The organism is Streptomyces sp. NPDC003720 (assembly GCF_042875075.1).
In the GTDB taxonomy this organism is placed as follows: Bacteria; Actinomycetota; Actinomycetes; order Streptomycetales; family Streptomycetaceae; genus Streptomyces.
This window is the reverse complement of sequence record NZ_JBIANZ010000003.1, coordinates 176,280-191,682: the sequence shown is the minus strand read 5'-3', so window position 1 is coordinate 191,682 and position 15,403 is coordinate 176,280. Positions and strand designations below refer to the sequence as shown.

The window sequence follows — 15,403 nt, the reverse complement described above, 5'->3', positions numbered from 1 at the left end:
TCACTCGAACGCCCCCACAGAATTGACAGCTCGGCCGACACCGACGGGGTGGCTCACGGCTGAGCGCACACGAAACGGCGGCGGCCACCGGTGACCCCGGTCGCCCGCCGCCGTTTCGTGTGCTCACCCGCGGTACAGCGCCTCAATGCGTTCGGCGTAGGCGGCGGTCACCGCGTGCCGCTTCACCTTGAGCGACGGGGTCAGCATCCCGTTCTCCTCGGTGAACTCCCCCTCGATCAGAACGAAGGCGCGGATCGACTCGGCGCGCGAGACGGCCTCGTTGGCGTGGTCCACCGCCTTCTGCACCTCGCGGCGCAGCCTTTCGTCGTGGACGAGTTCGGCGAGCGGGGTGTCCGGCGGGAGCTTGCGCACCGTCAGCCAGTGCGCGACCGCCTCCGGGTCGAGGGTGATCAGCGCGGCGACGAACGGCCGGTTGTCCCCGACGACCAGGCACTGGCCGACCGGTGAGCGGCTGCGCAGCCGGTCCTCCAGGATCGACGGGGAGACGTTCTTGCCGCCGGAGGTGACCAGGATGTCCTTCTTGCGGCCGGTGATGGTGAGGTAGCCGTCCGCGTCGAGGCGGCCGAGGTCGCCGGTGGCGAACCATCCCCCGGACAGGACGGCGTCCGTGGCCGCCGGGTCGTTCCAGTACGCGCCGAAGACCACGCCGCCGCTGATCAGCACCTCGCCGTCGTCGGCGATGCGCACGGCCACGCCCGGGACGGGCAGGCCGACCGTGCCGGGGCGAGGGGAGAGCGGGGGCACGATGGTGGCGGCCGCGGTGGTCTCGGTGAGGCCGTAGCCCTCGTAGACGACGATCCCGGCCGCGTTGAAGAAGAGGTTGAGGTCGCGGTCCAGCGGGGAGCCGCCGCTGATGGCGTAGCGCATGCGGCCGCCCAGTTCCTTGCGGATGCGCCGGTAGACCAGCAGGTCGTACAGGGCCCAGGCGGCGTACAGGCCGGGGCCGGGGCCCTTGCCGGTGCCGAGGAACTTCCGCAGGTACGCCTCGGCGAAGCGCACGGCGATCCGTTCGGCGCGGTCGAAGGAGGCGCCGCGGCCGATCTTCTCGGCGGTGGCGCGCCCGGTGTCGTGGATCTTCTCGAAGAGGTACGGCACCCCGACCAGAAAGGTGGGCCGGAACTCCCTGAGCGCGGGCCTGAGTTCGTCGGGCCTGACGCTCGGGAAGTGGCCGGTCTCGATGCGGGCCATCAGGCAGGCGAGTTGCAGGGTGCGGCCGAGGATGTGGGCGAGCGGCAGGAAGAGCAGGGTGGAGGCGGTCTGTCCGGTGACCGCCTGGAAGACCGGGTGCAGCAGCTCGACGGTGTTGGCGGCCTCGGCGTGCAGGTTGGCGTGGGTGAGGACGCAGCCCTTGGGGCGGCCGGTGGTGCCGGAGGTGTAGCAGAGGGTGGCGACGGTGTCGGGGGTGAGGGCGGCGCGCCGCTTGGCGACCTCGTCGTCGCCGATGTCACGGCCGAGGGCGGTGAGGTCGTCGAGGGTGTCGCCCGGCGCGGCGGACGTCCCGGCGTCCCCCGGCGGGGTCAGTTGCCACACGCGCGGCCGGCGGGCGTGGCTCGCGGTGCCGGCGAGGACGGTGGCGGTGTTCTCGGCGGTCTCGGTGACCACGTACCGGGCGCCGGAGTCCCGCACGATCCACTCCACCTGCGCGGCGGAGGACGTCGGGTAGACGGGCACGGACTGGCCGCCGGCCGCCCAGACCGCGAAGTCCAGCACCGTCCACTCGTAGCGGGTGCGGGACATCACCGCGACCCGGCCGCCCGGTTCCAGGCCGGCGGCGATCAGGCCCTTGGCGACGGCGGTGACCTCGGCGGCGAAGGCGGCCGCGGTCACCGGGCGCCAGGCCCCCTCGGCGCGGCGGCGCAGCAGCACCGCGTCGGGCGTCGTGGCCGCGTGGCCGAACGGGAGGTCGGCCATGGAGCCGCTGGCGAGCGGGGCCGCGAGGGGCGCGGCCCGCACCTCGCGCACGTCGCCCCCGGGATCTCTGACGATCTCCACCGACCCGCGTGCCGCCAGGTCGGCGCGCCGCCGTGCTCGCTTCAGATCCCTGCGTACGCCCATGACGGCTCCCGGTCGCGGCTGTGGCGAAGGTTCTTACTGCCGGGTCAACTTACTCATAAGTAAGGGAACGTCAATGGGGCCCGCCGCCGCGCGTCCGGGCCGCGGTCACGAGACGATGTCCTTGCGCGCGAACCCCCGGAAGGCCAGGGCGAACAGCACCACGGCGTACGTCACGGAGACCGCGGCGCCCTGGACCATGCCGGACCACTCGGGGTCCTGCTGCACGGCGTCGGCCCAGGCGAACTGCCAGTGCGCGGGCAGGAAGTCGCGCCAGTGGCCGAGGGCGGTCACGGCGTCCAGGACGTTGCCGACGATCGTCAGGCCCACCGCGCCGCCGACCGCGCCGAGCGGGGCGTCCGTCCTGGTGGAGAGCCAGAACGCCAGTCCCGCGGTGACCAGTTGGGACACGAAGACGTAGCCCACGACCACCACGAGCCGCTGCGCGGCCGTGCCCGGGTCCAGCGCGCCGCCGGTGGGGATCTGCAACGGGCCCCAGCCGTAGGCGGCCGTGCCGACCGCGAGGGCCACGACCGGCAGCAGCACCATCGCGGCGAGGCTCAGCCCGAGACCCACGGCGAGCTTGGAGAGCAGCAGCCTGGTTCTGGGCACGGGCGCGGCGAGCAGATAGCGCAGCGAGGACCAGCCGGCCTCGGAGGCGACCGTGTCCCCGCAGAACAGCGCGACCGGGATCACCAGCAGGAAGCCGGCCGAGACGAACAGGTTGACCGCGGCGAAGTTGGCCCCGGACGCGGTGGCCGTGTCCATCAGGGTGACCCGGCCGTCGCGGCCCGAGGGCTCGCCGCCGATCGCGAACGCGACGAGCAGCACGAACGGCAGGACCGCGAGGACGCCGCCCATGATCAGCGTGCGGCGCCGCTTGAGCTGGCGGACCAGCTCCACGCGCAGCGGCAGGGTGCGGCCCGCGCGGTAACCGGGGGCGGCCTCGACGGGCTCCACGGGCTCGGTGAGCGTGCTCACGGGGCACCTCCGATCAGGGTGAGGAAGGCGTCTTCCAGGCGCCGGTGGGGACCGACAGAGGCGACGGGCACCTCCAGGCGCACCAGCTCCACGACCAGCGCCTCGGCGGTGCCGCCCGGTTCGAGCCGGACCAGCAGCCCGTCGTCGGTGCGGACGGCGGAGGCGACGCCGGGCAGGGCGGTGACCTTCTCCACCACGGGTTCCTCCACCGGCGTACCGGTGCCGACCAGCAGCGTGTCGCCGGAGCCGACTATCTCCCGCACCGGTCCCGCCTGGACGAGCCGGCCGCGGTCCATCACCACCAGGTGGGTGCAGGACTGCTCGACCTCGGCGAGGAGGTGGCTGGAGACGATCACGGTGCGGCCGGCCGCCGCGTAGCGGATCATCACCTCGCGCATCTCGCGGATCTGGGGCGGGTCGAGGCCGTTGGTGGGTTCGTCCAGAATGAGCAGGTCGGGCAGGCCGAGCATGGCCTGGGCGATCGCCAGGCGCTGGCGCATGCCCTGGGAGTAGGTGCGCACGGCACGGGCGAGCGCGTCGCCCAGGCCCGCGATCTCCAGTGCCTGGTCGAGACGGGCGTCCTCGGGCGGCCGGCCGGTGGCCCGCCAGTAGAGCTCCAGATTCTCGCGGCCGGACAGGTGGGGCAGGAAACCCGCGCCCTCCACGAAGGCGCCGACCCTCGACAGCACCGGCGCGCCGGGCCGTACGGCGTGGCCGAAGACGCGGATCTCCCCTCCGTCGGGTCCGATGAGGCCCATCAGCATGCGCAGAGTGGTGGTCTTGCCCGCGCCGTTGGGTCCGAGCAGGCCGAGGACCTGGCCCTTCTCCACGCGGAACGACAGCTCGCGCACCGCGTAACGGTCGGCGGACCTGGCGTACCGCTTGCTCAGGTCCGTTATCTGCAGCGGGACGTCGGCGAGCGCCGGATCGGGCGCGGGGGCGGCCGTGGGGCGGCGGCCGGTGACCAGCAGGGCGAGCGCGCCCACGGCACCGGCCAGGGGCAGCCACCACACCCAGGAGGGCAGCGGGGCCGCCGCGGTGGTGACGGCGGGCGCGGTCGGCACGCTCAGTTCCGACCTGAGGGCGACGGTGTACGTGGCGGGGGCGGCCGGTGAGGCGTAGCCGAGGTCGGTGGAGGCGAGGACCAGGCGGAGCCGGTGGCCCTTGCGCACCTCGTGGTCGATCGCCGGGAGGGTGACCGTGACGTCCTTGCCGGTCCTGGCGCCGGTGACCCGCAGGGGTGCGACGAGCTGGGACGGCAGCACCTGCCGGGTGCCGTCGGGGCCGACGTCGTACACCTTGCCGAACAGGACGGCGTCGTCGGTGGTGGAGGTGACGTGGACGGTGGCGGTCGGGGACCCGGTGATCCGCAGGTCCCGGGTGAGCGGGGCCGAGTCGAACCGGGCGTACTGCCCGGGGAAGTCGAGGGAGACCCCGACGCCGAGCGCGGAGAGCTGGGAGAGGCCGCCGGAGCCGCCGAGGCCGGGCAGCGCGGAGACGCCGGGCGGGCTGGCGCCGGCCGGGTTGGCCACGTGCTGCTCGCGGCCGGTCAGGGCGATGGCGCGCGGGTGGTCGCGCAGGCCCGGGTAGGCGCCGGCGCTCGCGCCGCGGAGCCGGGCGGCGCCGTCGGTGGAGTCGACGCCGCCGGTGCGGGTGACGCGGAAGGCGGGGCCGGTGCCGGTGGCGTGGTCGCCCTTCAGGTAGTGGTCGAACCAGGCGGTCACCCGCCCCTGCACCCGGCTGTCCTCCATGTCGCCGCCGTCGTGTCCGCCCGCGATCCAGTCGACGTCCACGGGGGCGCCGTTCGCGCGGATCGCCTTCTCGGCGGCGTCGGACTGGGCGAGGATGAACAGGGAGTCGGTCTGGCCCTGCACCAGCAGGGTGGGCACCTTGACACGGTCGGCGACCGCGACCGGCGAGCGCTCCCGGAGCAGTTCGCGGGCGGCGTCGTCCGGGGTGCCGGACTCGGCGACCCGGTCGTACATCCGGCACAGGGCGGGCTCGAACCTGGCGCAGCCGCCGCCGGTGTTGAAGAAGACGCCGGCCCAGAGCTTCTTGAAGACGCCGTTCGGGAAGAGGGCGTCGGCGAGGTTCCAGTAGGTGACGGCCGGGGCGATGGCGTCGACGCGGCGGTCGTGTCCGGCGGCGAGCAGGGAGATCGCGCCGCCGTAGGAGCCGCCGGTCACGCCCACGCGCGGGTCGCCCCTGCCGTCGAGGCGGACCTGGGGCTGCTCGGCGAGCCAGTCGATGAGCCGGGAGACGTCGGCGACCTCGTGCCGCGGGTCGTTCAGGCCGATCCTGCCGGTGGAGCGGCCGAAGCCGCGGGCCGACCAGGTCAGCACGGTGTATCCGGCGCGGGTGAGGTCCTCGGCCTGCTGCCGCACGTCGTTCTTGCTGCCGCCGAAGCCGTGGGCGAGCAGGACGGCGGGGCGGCGGCCGGCGGCGCCGGTGAAGTACGAGGTGTCCAGCCGGGTGCCGTCGGCCATGGTCATGACCCGGTCGGTCCGGCGCACCACCGGCGGGTCGTCGGACGCGACGGCCGACCACGTACCGGCGCCGGCGAGCACCACGACCGCGGCCGCGGCGGCCAGCAGCCGGCGCGGCCCCTTCAGCAGTCCCCGCGGTACGGGCACTCGAAGATCCATGCATCAACGGTACGGGCCGCCGCCGACACCGCATGCGGCCCGGGGGCCGAACCTACGCCCTCCTTGCGGCGTACGGGACGGTTCCTCGCGTACTCCAGGCGTGGTACCAAGGCGCATGCGCCCTCCGGACATCCGCCGTGCCACGACCGTCGCGCAGCTCGTCGCGGCCGGGCACCTGTTCGACCAGCCGGTCCGCCCCGAGTGGGCCGAACGGTTCCTGACCACCGCCGGGCACCATCTGTTCCTCGCGCACGCGGAGGAGGGCGGCGGCCCGGTCGGGTTCGTCAGCGGCGTGGAGACCCTGCACCCCGACAAGGGCGCCGAGATGTTCCTGTACGAGCTGGAGGTCGCCGCGCCCTACCGCCGCCGGGGGATCGGCCGGGCGCTGGTGCTGCGGCTGGCCGCGCTCGCGCGGGAGCGGGGCTGTCACGGGATGTGGGTCGGCGTGGACCGCGGAAACGACGTCGCCCTCGCCGCCTATCGCAGTGCGGGCGGCGAGGACGACGGGTCGTGCTCGGTGGTGACGTGGGACTTCGGCTGAGCCGTCAGGCCTGCTCGTCCTCGGGGATCGACACCAGCCAGCGGGTGTCGCGGCGCGGGCGGAGGTAGAAGGCCCAGTAGAGGGTGGCGACCGCGGTGATGCCGCCGGTCCACAGCAGGTAGCTCGCCTCCTGCTGGGTGAGGATGTAGGCGAGGACCACGATCAGCAGGACGGGCATCGCGGGCCACAGCGGCATCCGCCAGGCGGGGGTGTGCTTGTGGGTGCCGCGGCGGCACAGCAGGGCGGCGACCGCGACGAGGATGTACATGCCGGTCACGGAGACGCCGGTGACGCCGTACAGGGTGTCCAGGTTGACGAAGCAGAGCAGCGCGCCGGGGACGCCGACCGCCAGGGTGGCGACCCAGGGCGAGCCGAAGCGGCCGAGCCGGGAGAAGAGGTTGTTGACCGGCTCGGGCCAGGCCTTGTCGCGGGCGGAGGCGAACAGGACCCGGGAGTTCTGGATGACCATGACGATGCCCGCGTTGATGATCGCGAGGGCGACGCAGAGGCTCACGAACGTGCCGACCGCGGAGTTGGACCAGGCGGTGACCATGGAGCTGATGTCGCCGCTGGTGAGCTCCTTGACGTCGGAGGCGCCCATGGTGATCGCGGCGACCGGCACGATGATGACCACCGAGGAGATGGCGAGGGTGGCCAGCACCGTGCGGGCGACGTTGCGGCGCGGGTGCTCCAGCTCCTCGGAGAGGTAGACGGCGGTCGAGAACCCCTGGGTGGCGAAGAGGGCGATGGCGAGCCCGGATATGACCAGCATGGCCGTCACCGGGTCGGTGTGGCCGCTCGGGCCGGCCACCTGCATGGAGACCAGGCTGCCGACGCCGCGGTGGCTGTGCGAGAAGCCGAGCAGGGCGACCACGCCGGCCGCGATGACCTCGAGGACCAGGAAGATGCCGGTGATCCAGGCGTTGGCCCGCAGGTCGAGCAGTCCGGCGAGGGTGGCGAGCAGCATCACGCCGGCGCCGGTCATGGCCGGGTCCAGGTGCACGATCGGGGCCAGGTAGTCGGCCGTGCCCATCGCGATCACGGGCGGGACGATCATCACCACGAGCAGGGACAGCACGAAGACCAGCCAGCCCGCGAGCCGCCCGGCCATCGTCGACACCATGGCGTACTCGCCGCCCGCGCTGGGGATGAGGGTGCCCAGCTCGGAGTAGCAGAACGCCACGGCGATACACAGCAGGGAGCCGATGGCGATCGTCAGGGCGGTGGCGGTGCCGAGGGAGCCGAACAGGTCCGGGACGACCACGAAGAGCGTGGAGGCGGGCGTGACGCACGAGAGCGTCAGCAGGGTGCCGCCGACGACGCCGATGGAACGCTTGAGCTTCTGGGGGCCGTCGGAGATGCCGGGGGCGTCTGCGACGGCTGTGTCGACAGGGCGGAGCGTGTCGGTCATGCGGCGTGGTTCCGATCGACTCGTGCGACTGAGGGTGGGGGTCGGGAGCGCTATCGCCTCCGGCGGCTCGTCTTACGTTCGTCTCGTCCGCTCCCGGCGCTGCTTAGAGAACCCCTTCGAAAACCGCCGCGTCAATGGGGGTTCACCTTCGGATTCCGCACTCGTAAAGCGACGCAGTTCACATAACTTTCGCAGGCACTGATCACGCAGCAGCTCATTCAGCAAGCTGATGGGATCTATGACCTTGCTTTCGAAGGTGATCAGGAGATCCCTCATGGCTTGCCCGTTTCATCCGCGAAAACGGGAACCGCAGGAGGCGGGGCAAAAAAATGTCGGGCCGTCCGGTATCCGGACGGCCCGACGGGGTGTTCTCAGTGGTTGCGCGGGAAGCCCAGGTCGACGCCCGCTGGGGCGTCCGCCGGGTCGGGCCAGCGGGTGGTGACGACCTTGCCGCGGGTGTAGAAGTGCGTGCCGTCGTTGCCGTAGATGTGGTGGTCGCCGAAGAGCGAGTCCTTCCAGCCGCCGAAGGAGTGGTAGCCGACGGGGACCGGGATCGGGACGTTGACGCCGACCATGCCGGCCTCGACCTCGAGCTGGAAGCGGCGGGCCGCGCCGCCGTCCCGGGTGAAGACGGCGGTGCCGTTGCCGAACGGCGAGGCGTTGATGAGCGCCAGGCCCTCCTCGTACGTCTCGGCGCGCAGCACGCACAGGACGGGGCCGAAGATCTCGTCCCGGTAGGCGCTGGCGGTCGTCGGCACCCGGTCGAGCAGCGAGATGCCGATCCAGTGGCCGTCCTCGAACCCGTCCACGGTGTGGCCGGTGCCGTCCAGCACCACTTCGCAGCCCTCGTCCGCCGCGCCCTTCACGTAGGAGGCGACCTTGTCCCGGTGGGCGGCGGTGATCAGCGGGCCCATCTCGGACGTCGGGTCGTTGCCGGGGCCGATCTTGATCTTCTCGGCCCGCTCGCGGATCTTCTCCACCAGCTCGTCGCCGATCGCGCCGACCGCCACGACCGCGGAGATCGCCATGCAGCGCTCGCCCGCCGAGCCGTAGGCCGCCGAGACGGCCGCGTCGGCGGCCGCGTCCAGGTCGGCGTCCGGCAGGACCAGCATGTGGTTCTTGGCGCCGCCGAGGGCCTGCACCCGCTTGCCGGCCGCGGAGGCGGTGGCGTGGATGTAGCGGGCGATCGGGGTCGAGCCGACGAAGGAGACGGCCTTGACGTCCGGGTGCTCCAGCAGCCGGTCCACGGCCGTCTTGTCGCCGTGCACGACGTTGAAGACGCCGTCGGGCAGCCCGGCCTCGGCGAGCAGCTCGGCGAGCCTCACCGCCGCCGACGGGTCCTTCTCGCTCGGCTTCAGCACGAAGGTGTTGCCGCAGGCGATGGCGATCGGGAACATCCACATCGGGACCATTGCCGGGAAGTTGAACGGGGTGATGCCCGCGACGACACCGAGCGGCTGGCGGATCGACGACACGTCCACCCGGCTCGCCACCTGCGTGGACAGCTCGCCCTTGAGCTGCACGCTGATGCCGCAGGCCAGTTCGACGATCTCCAGGCCGCGCGCGACCTCGCCCAGGGCGTCCGAGTGCACCTTGCCGTGCTCGGCGGTGATCAGCTCGGCGATCTCGTCCCGGTGCGCGTCGAGCAGCGCCCGGAACTTGAAGAGGATGCCGGTCCGCTGGGCCAGCGAGGACTGGCCCCAGGTCGTGAAGGCGTCCTTGGCGGCGGCGACGGCCGCGTCCACCTCCTCGACCGACGCGAACGCGACCTTGGTGGTGACCGCGCCGGTCGCCGGGTCCGTGACCGGCCCGTACGTACCCGACGCGCCTTCGGCGGTCTTGCCGCCGATCCAGTGGTTGACGATCTTCGTCATGCCCTAAGACTCCTTCTACAGATGGCGGCGTCGGGTCGAGACGTGCCGTTCGTACAGCTCACGTGCCTTGACCGCGGACGGTCGGGTCGCGGTCTCGGCCACAGGAACATCCCACCAGGCCTGCGCCGGAGGCGCGCCCGACACAGTGTCGGACGTTTCGGTCTCCACGTAGACACATGTGGGAGTGTCGGCCGCGCGTGCCTCGGCGAGCGCCGCCCGCAGGTCCCGGACCGTCCGCGCGCGCAGCACCCGCATGCCGAGGCTGGCAGCGTTGGCGGCGAGGTCCACCGGCAGCGGGGCGCCGGTGAAGCCGCCGTCGGCCGCGCGATAGCGGTAGGCGGTGCCGAACCGCTCGCCGCCCACCGACTCCGACAGGCCGCCGATCGAGGCGTACCCGTGGTTCTGCAGCAGCAGGACCTTGATCGCGACGCCCTCCTGGACGGCGGTCACGATCTCCGTCGGCATCATCAGGTAGGTGCCGTCGCCGACCAGCGCCCAGACGTTCCGCCCGGGCGCGGCGAGCTTGACGCCGATCGCGGCCGGGATCTCGTAGCCCATGCAGGAGTAGCCGTACTCCAGGTGGTACTGGTCCCGGGACCGGGTCCGCCACAGCTTGTGCAGGTCGCCGGGGAGGGAGCCGGCCGCGTTCACGATGATGTCGGACTCGTCGACCACTGCGTCCAGGGCGCCGATGACCTGGGGCTGGGTCGGCCGTACGTCGGGCTCGTCGGCCTCGAAGCAGGCGTCGACCCGCTGTTCCCAGCGCTCCTTGTCCTCGGTGTACTCGGCGACGTAGCTGTCGGCGACCCGGTGCCCGTGCGTCGCCAGGGCCTCGGTCAGCTCGCCCAGACCGCTGCGGGCGTCCGCGACCAGCGGGAGACCGGCGAGCTTGTGGCCGTCGAAGGGCGCGATGTTGAGGTTGAGGAAGCGGACGTCCGGGTTCTCGAAGAGGGTCCCGGAGGCGGTGGTGAAGTCGGTGTAGCGGGTGCCGACGCCGATGACGAGGTCAGCGGTGCGGGCCAGTTCGTCGGCGGTGGCGGTGCCGGTGTGGCCGACGCCGCCGACGTCCTGCGGGTGGTCGTGACGCAGGGAGCCCTTGCCGGCCTGGGTGGAGGCGACCGGTATGCGGGTGGCCGCCGCGAACTCCGCGAGGGCCTCCTCGGCGCGGCTGTGGTGGACGCCGCCGCCCGCGACGACGAGCGGCCTGCGCGCCCGGCGGACGGCCCGCACCGCCTCGGCCAGCTCGGCCGGGTCCGCGCCGGGACGCCGTACCGTCCACACGCGCTCGGCGAAGAACTCCTCGGGCCAGTCGTACGCCTCGGCCTGCACGTCCTGCGGCAGGGCGAGGGTGACCGCGCCGGTCTCCACCGGGTCGGTGAGCACCCGCACGGCCTGCAGCGCGCCCGGGACGAGCTGCTCGGCCCGGGTGATCCGGTCGAAGTAGCGCGAGACCGGGCGCAGGGTGTCGTTGACCGAGACGTCGCCCGCGTACGGCGTCTCTAGCTGCTGCAGGACCGGGTCGGCGGGGCGGGCGGCGAAGACGTCGCCGGGGAGGAGCAGGACCGGGAGGTGGTTGACGGTGGCGAGGGCGGCGCCGGTGACCAGGTTGGTGGCGCCGGGGCCGATGGAGGTCGTGACGGCGTGGGCGGACAGGCGGTTGGACTGGCGGGCGTAGCCGACCGCCGCGTGCACCATGGCCTGTTCGTTGCGGCCCTGGTGGTACGGCATGACCTCGGCGTACTCGACCAGCGCCTGGCCGAGCCCGGCTACGTTGCCGTGCCCGAAGACGCCCCAGGTGGCGCCGATCAGCCGGCGGCGCTCGCCGTCGCGTTCGGTGTACTGGGCGGCGAGGAAGCGGACGAGTGCCTGGGCGACGGTCAGCCGGATCGTCATCGGTAGCCCCCTGTGCTCATCGCTTGGTCGGGGTGGAAGCGGATCCGCCACTCCCGCGTCTCGCCGGGTCCCGCCATGACGTTGAGGTAGTACATGTCGTGACCGGGCTGGGCGATCGACGGGCCGTGCCATCCGTCGGGGACGAGGACGGCGTCGCCGGAGCGGACCTCGGCGAGGACGTCGGAGCCGCCCTCACGGGAGGGGAACACGCGCTGGTAGCCGAACCCGTTCGGGCCGTCGATCTCGAAGTAGTAGATCTCCTCCAGCCGGGACTCCTCGCCCGGCACGTGCTCGTCGTGCTTGTGCGACGGGTAGGACGACCAGTTGCCGCCGGGGGTGACGACCTCCACGGCGATCAGCCGGTCGCAGTCGAAGGCGTCGGCGGCCGCGAAGTTGCGCACCCGGCGCGCGCAGGTGCCGCTGCCGCGGTGTTCGACGGGGACCTCCGGCGCGGGGCCGTAGCGGGCGGGGAGTCGTCGCTCGCACTTCGCTCCTGCCAGGGCGAAGCGGCCTCCCGCGCCGGAGGCGATCTGGACCCGGGCGTCGCGGGGCGCGTAAACGAAGTCGGAGACCCCGGTGAACACGCTCTCACGACCCAGGAGTTGGAACTCGTCTTCCTCGATTCGCACCGTACATCCGCCTTGCAACGGAAGCACGATCCATTCACTGCCCCCGGTGGTGAACGTATGGCTGCCGCCGGGTGTCAGCTCCACGACGCGCAGGCCGCTGTACTCCCAGCCGGCGCGCTCGGGACCGATGTCGACGGTGTACCCGCCGTTGGCGGTGGTTCCCCGGGGCAGGTGCAGTTCGTCGCCGGTCATGCGGCCCCTCGCAGCAGTGCGGTGGCGGTGTCCACGGCGGCGGCCACGTCGCCGTCCGCCGGGTACAGCAGCGAACGGCCCACGACCAGGCCGCGCACGGTGGGCAGCCGGAGCGCGCCGCGCCACTTCTCGTAGGCGGCGACCTGCTCCCCGGGGGAGTCGCCGACGTCACCCCCGAGGAGTACGGCCGGCAGGGTCGAGGTCTCCATGACCCGGGCCATGTCGTCGGGGTTCTCGGTGACCGGCACCTTCAGCCAGGTGTAGGCCGAGGAGCCGCCGAGGCCGGAGGCGATGGCGATGGACCTGGTGACGGCGTCGGCGGACAGGTCGTTGACCAGCCGGCCCCCGGGGGTGCGGCTGGTGATGAACGGCTCCACGAAGACCGGGAGCCGGCGGGCGGCCATGTCGTCGATGACGCGGGCGGCCGACTCCATGGTGGTCAGCGAGCCCGGGTCGGCGTAGTCGATGCGCAGCAGCAGCTTGCCGGCGTCGAAGCCGAGACGCTGGATGTCCTCGGGACGGTGGCCGGTGAAGCGGTCGTCCAGTTCGAAGCCGGCGCCCTGCAGCCCGCCGCGGTTCATGGAGCCGAGGACGACCTTGTGGTCGAGGGCGCCGAGCAGCAGCAGGTCGTCCAGGACGTCGGCGGTCGCGAGGACGCCGTCGACGCCGGGTCGCGACAGCGCGAGGCACAGGCGCCGCAGCAGGTCGGCGCGGTTGGCCATGGCGAGGGCGCGGTCGCCCACGCCGAGCGCGCCGCGGGCCGGGTGGTCGGCGGCGACGATCATCAGCCGGCCGCTCGTGTCCAGCAGCGGGCGCCGCACGCGCCGGGCGGCGGCCTCGGCGACGGCCTCGGGGTGGTGGATGCGGAGGCGGACCAGTTCGGAGACGTCGACGGGCGGCGGCCGCGTCCCCGGCCCGTCCTCGGCGTGCGTCCGCGGCGCGTCCCCGGTGGGCGTCCCCGACCCACCCTCCGTGTGCGTCCCCGGCGCATCCCCGGCGTGCGTTCCCGGCGCACCCCCGGTGGGCGTACCCGGTGCGTCCCCGGCGTGCGTCCCAGGCGCGTCCCCGGCGTGCGTCCCCGACCCGCCCTCGGTGTGCGTCCCCGTCACCCGGCCCGCCCTCACAGCACCGCTCCGGCGTCGAGTGCGGCGGCCACCTCGGCGGGGGTCGGCATCGCGGAGGAGCACTCCAGGCGGGAGGCGACGATGGCGCCGGCCGCGTTGGCGTGCCGCATGGTCGTCTCCAGGTCCCAGCCCGCCAGCAGGCCGTGGCACAGGGAGCCGCCGAAGGCGTCCCCGGCGCCGAGTCCGTTGAGGACGGTGACCGGCAGCGGCGGGACCTCGGCGCACTCGCCGCTGCGGTCGACGGCGAGGACACCCTTGGGCCCCTGTTTGACCACGGCGATCTCGGCCCCGGCGGCCAGCAGGGCGCGGGCCGCCGCATGGGGCTCGCGGACGCCGGTCGCGATCTCCACCTCGTCCAGGTTGCCCACGGCGACCGTGGCGTGCCGCAGCGCCTCGGCGTAATAGGGCCGGACCCGGCCGGGGTCGGTCCGGGCCGCGTCGTTCCAGAGGACGGGGCGCCAGTCGAGGTCGAAGACGGTCGGGCCGGACCGGGCCCGGTGGGCGAGGGCGGTGAGGGTGGCCGTGCGGCTCGGCTCCTCGCTCAGGCCGGTGCCGGTGACCCAGAAGATCCGGGCGGCGGCGATGGCGTCCAGGTCCAGGTCGCCGGCGTCGATCTCCAGGTCCGGCGCCTTGGGGCGGCGGTAGAAGTAGAGGGGGAAGTCGTCCGGCGGGAAGATCTCGCAGAAGGTGACCGGCGTGGCCAGTCCGGGGACCGGGGTGACCCAGCGGTCGTCGACGCCGAAGCCGCGCAGGGCCTCGTGCAGATAGGCGCCGAACGGGTCGTCGCCGGTGCGGGTGATGACGGCCGTCCGGCGGCCGAGCCGGGCGGCGGCCACCGCGACGTTGGTCGCCGACCCGCCGAGGAACTTGCCGAAGGCCGACACCTGGGCCAGCGGGACGCCGGTCTGCAGCGGGTAGAGGTCCACTCCGATCCGCCCCATGGTGATCAAGTCGTACGCCATCGGCTTCCCTTCCGCGCTGTCCGGTTCACCCCGCGTATCTCCTCCCGGGCTTTCTAGTCCTGTCAGACGAACCCTGTCAATCTTTTGTCCGGACATTCGGACGACAGCTTGACACCGCTTTCCGGGCGCCCGCAGGCTGGCGGCCATGACGTCCTCGGCACCCTCCTCACTTTCCCGCATCCGGATCGGTTCGGCGCCCGACTCCTGGGGCGTGTGGTTCCCGGACGACCCGCGGCAGGTGCCCTGGCGGCGGTTCCTCGACGAGGTCGCCGGCTCGGGCTACGAGTGGATCGAGCTCGGCCCCTACGGCTATCTGCCCACCGACCCCGCGGTGCTCGCCGAGGAGACCGGCCGCCGCGGCCTGAGGGTGTCGGCAGGCACCGTCTTCACCGGCCTGCACCACGGCGCCGCCGTCTGGGAGAAGACCTGGGAGCACGTCTCCGGCATCGCCGCCCTGACCCAGGCCATGGGCGCCCGCCACCTGGTCGTCATCCCGTCCTTCTGGCGGGACGACCGGACCGGCGAGGTGCTGGAGCCCGACACGCTGACCGCCCCGCAGTGGCGCGACCTCACCTCGCTGACCGAACGGCTGGGGCACGAGGTGCGGGAGCGGTACGGCCTCACGGTCGTGGTCCACCCGCACGCCGACACGCACATCGACACCGAGGAGAACGTCACCCGGTTCCTCGACGGCACCGACCCGGACCTGGTCTCGCTGTGCCTGGACACCGGGCACTACGCCTACTGCGGCGGCGACAGCGTCAAGCTGATCGAGACCTGCGGCGAACGGATCGGCTACCTGCATCTGAAGCAGGTGGACCCGGAGATCCTCGCCGACGTGCGGGCCCAGGGGACGCCGTTCGGCCCGGCGGTCGCCCGCGGAGTGATGTGCGAACCTCCGTCCGGCGTGCCCGCGCTGGGGCCGGTGTTGGAGGCCGCCGGACGGCTGGGCGCCGACCTGTTCGCGATCGTCGAGCAGGACATGTACCCGTGCGACCCGGACAAGCCGCTGCCGATCGCCCGGCGCACCCGGGCGTTCCTGAGGTCCTGCGGAGCCTGAGCGCCCACCCCGAACGGC

Annotated in this window: 11 protein-coding genes; 2 read left to right on the top strand and 9 right to left on the bottom strand. The window is 72.9% G+C overall.

Annotated elements, in window-relative coordinates:
* Positions 1-123 precede the first annotated feature (123 nt).
* The 3 genes from ACFYU0_RS09735 to ACFYU0_RS09725 all read right to left on the bottom strand — a co-directional run bounded on the left by ACFYU0_RS09735 (position 124) and on the right by ACFYU0_RS09725 (position 5,699).
* Positions 124-2,076: an AMP-dependent synthetase/ligase gene (locus ACFYU0_RS09735; protein WP_389299256.1), complete on the bottom strand. Its 1,953-nt coding sequence runs from the start codon at positions 2,074-2,076 to the stop codon at positions 124-126.
* A gap of 105 nt (positions 2,077-2,181) precedes the next feature.
* On the bottom strand, positions 2,182-3,054 hold the full coding sequence (locus ACFYU0_RS09730) for an ABC transporter permease (protein ID WP_351659005.1): 873 nt from the start codon (positions 3,052-3,054) through the stop codon (positions 2,182-2,184).
* Positions 3,051-5,699 carry an alpha/beta fold hydrolase gene (locus ACFYU0_RS09725; RefSeq protein ID WP_389299253.1) on the bottom strand — a complete coding sequence of 883 codons (2,649 nt, stop codon included), beginning with the start codon at positions 5,697-5,699 and terminating at the stop codon, positions 3,051-3,053. The genes ACFYU0_RS09730 and ACFYU0_RS09725 overlap by 4 nt, the downstream gene beginning before the upstream one ends.
* Before the next feature lie 115 nt (positions 5,700-5,814).
* On the opposite strand from ACFYU0_RS09725, the gene ACFYU0_RS09720 reads away from it, so the two are divergent.
* Positions 5,815-6,240, top strand: coding sequence for a GNAT family N-acetyltransferase (locus tag ACFYU0_RS09720; RefSeq protein ID WP_351658999.1), 426 nt, complete (start codon positions 5,815-5,817; stop codon positions 6,238-6,240).
* 4 nt (positions 6,241-6,244) lie between these two features.
* On the opposite strand, the gene ACFYU0_RS09715 is transcribed toward ACFYU0_RS09720, so the two are convergent.
* The 6 genes from ACFYU0_RS09715 to iolC all read right to left on the bottom strand — a co-directional run bounded on the left by ACFYU0_RS09715 (position 6,245) and on the right by iolC (position 14,325).
* On the bottom strand, positions 6,245-7,651 hold the full coding sequence (locus ACFYU0_RS09715; RefSeq protein WP_351658996.1) for an APC family permease: 1,407 nt from the start codon (positions 7,649-7,651) through the stop codon (positions 6,245-6,247).
* Positions 7,652-8,022: 371 nt separating this feature from the next.
* The gene (mmsA, locus tag ACFYU0_RS09710; RefSeq protein WP_351658993.1) at positions 8,023-9,525 is read right to left on the bottom strand and encodes a CoA-acylating methylmalonate-semialdehyde dehydrogenase; all 1,503 of its coding nucleotides are present in this window, start codon (positions 9,523-9,525) and stop codon (positions 8,023-8,025) included.
* Positions 9,526-9,540: 15 nt separating this feature from the next.
* Positions 9,541-11,418: a 3D-(3,5/4)-trihydroxycyclohexane-1,2-dione acylhydrolase (decyclizing) gene (iolD, locus tag ACFYU0_RS09705; RefSeq protein ID WP_389299250.1), complete on the bottom strand. Its 1,878-nt coding sequence runs from the start codon at positions 11,416-11,418 to the stop codon at positions 9,541-9,543.
* Positions 11,415-12,239, bottom strand: coding sequence for a 5-deoxy-glucuronate isomerase (gene iolB / locus ACFYU0_RS09700; protein WP_389299248.1), 825 nt, complete (start codon positions 12,237-12,239; stop codon positions 11,415-11,417). Before iolB ends, iolD begins: the two co-directional genes overlap by 4 nt.
* Positions 12,236-13,117, bottom strand: a complete 882-nt coding sequence (locus tag ACFYU0_RS09695; protein ID WP_389299921.1) for a deoxyribose-phosphate aldolase — start codon at positions 13,115-13,117, stop codon at positions 12,236-12,238. Before ACFYU0_RS09695 ends, iolB begins: the two co-directional genes overlap by 4 nt.
* A 242-nt stretch (positions 13,118-13,359) precedes the next feature.
* Positions 13,360-14,325: a 5-dehydro-2-deoxygluconokinase gene (gene iolC, locus ACFYU0_RS09690; protein ID WP_389299246.1), complete on the bottom strand. Its 966-nt coding sequence runs from the start codon at positions 14,323-14,325 to the stop codon at positions 13,360-13,362.
* Positions 14,326-14,470: 145 nt separating this feature from the next.
* On the opposite strand from iolC, the gene ACFYU0_RS09685 reads away from it, so the two are divergent.
* On the top strand, positions 14,471-15,385 hold the full coding sequence (locus tag ACFYU0_RS09685) for a sugar phosphate isomerase/epimerase family protein (RefSeq protein ID WP_389299245.1): 915 nt from the start codon (positions 14,471-14,473) through the stop codon (positions 15,383-15,385).
* The last annotated feature ends 18 nt before the right edge of the window (positions 15,386-15,403 follow it).

Bases quoted from the DNA above. Each gene is read 5' to 3' on its own strand.
- ACFYU0_RS09735 (WP_389299256.1), bottom strand. From the start codon at position 2,076: ATGGGCGTACGCAGGGATCTGAAGCGAGCACGGCGGCGCGCCGACCTG.
- ACFYU0_RS09725 (WP_389299253.1), bottom strand. From the start codon at position 5,699: ATGGATCTTCGAGTGCCCGTACCGCGGGGACTGCTGAAGGGGCCGCGC.
- ACFYU0_RS09720 (WP_351658999.1), top strand. From the start codon at position 5,815: ATGCGCCCTCCGGACATCCGCCGTGCCACGACCGTCGCGCAGCTCGTC.
- ACFYU0_RS09715 (WP_351658996.1), bottom strand. From the start codon at position 7,651: ATGACCGACACGCTCCGCCCTGTCGACACAGCCGTCGCAGACGCCCCC.
- mmsA (WP_351658993.1), bottom strand. From the start codon at position 9,525: ATGACGAAGATCGTCAACCACTGGATCGGCGGCAAGACCGCCGAAGGC.
- iolD (WP_389299250.1), bottom strand. From the start codon at position 11,418: ATGACGATCCGGCTGACCGTCGCCCAGGCACTCGTCCGCTTCCTCGCC.
- iolB (WP_389299248.1), bottom strand. From the start codon at position 12,239: ATGACCGGCGACGAACTGCACCTGCCCCGGGGAACCACCGCCAACGGC.
- iolC (WP_389299246.1), bottom strand. From the start codon at position 14,325: ATGGCGTACGACTTGATCACCATGGGGCGGATCGGAGTGGACCTCTAC.
- ACFYU0_RS09685 (WP_389299245.1), top strand. From the start codon at position 14,471: ATGACGTCCTCGGCACCCTCCTCACTTTCCCGCATCCGGATCGGTTCG.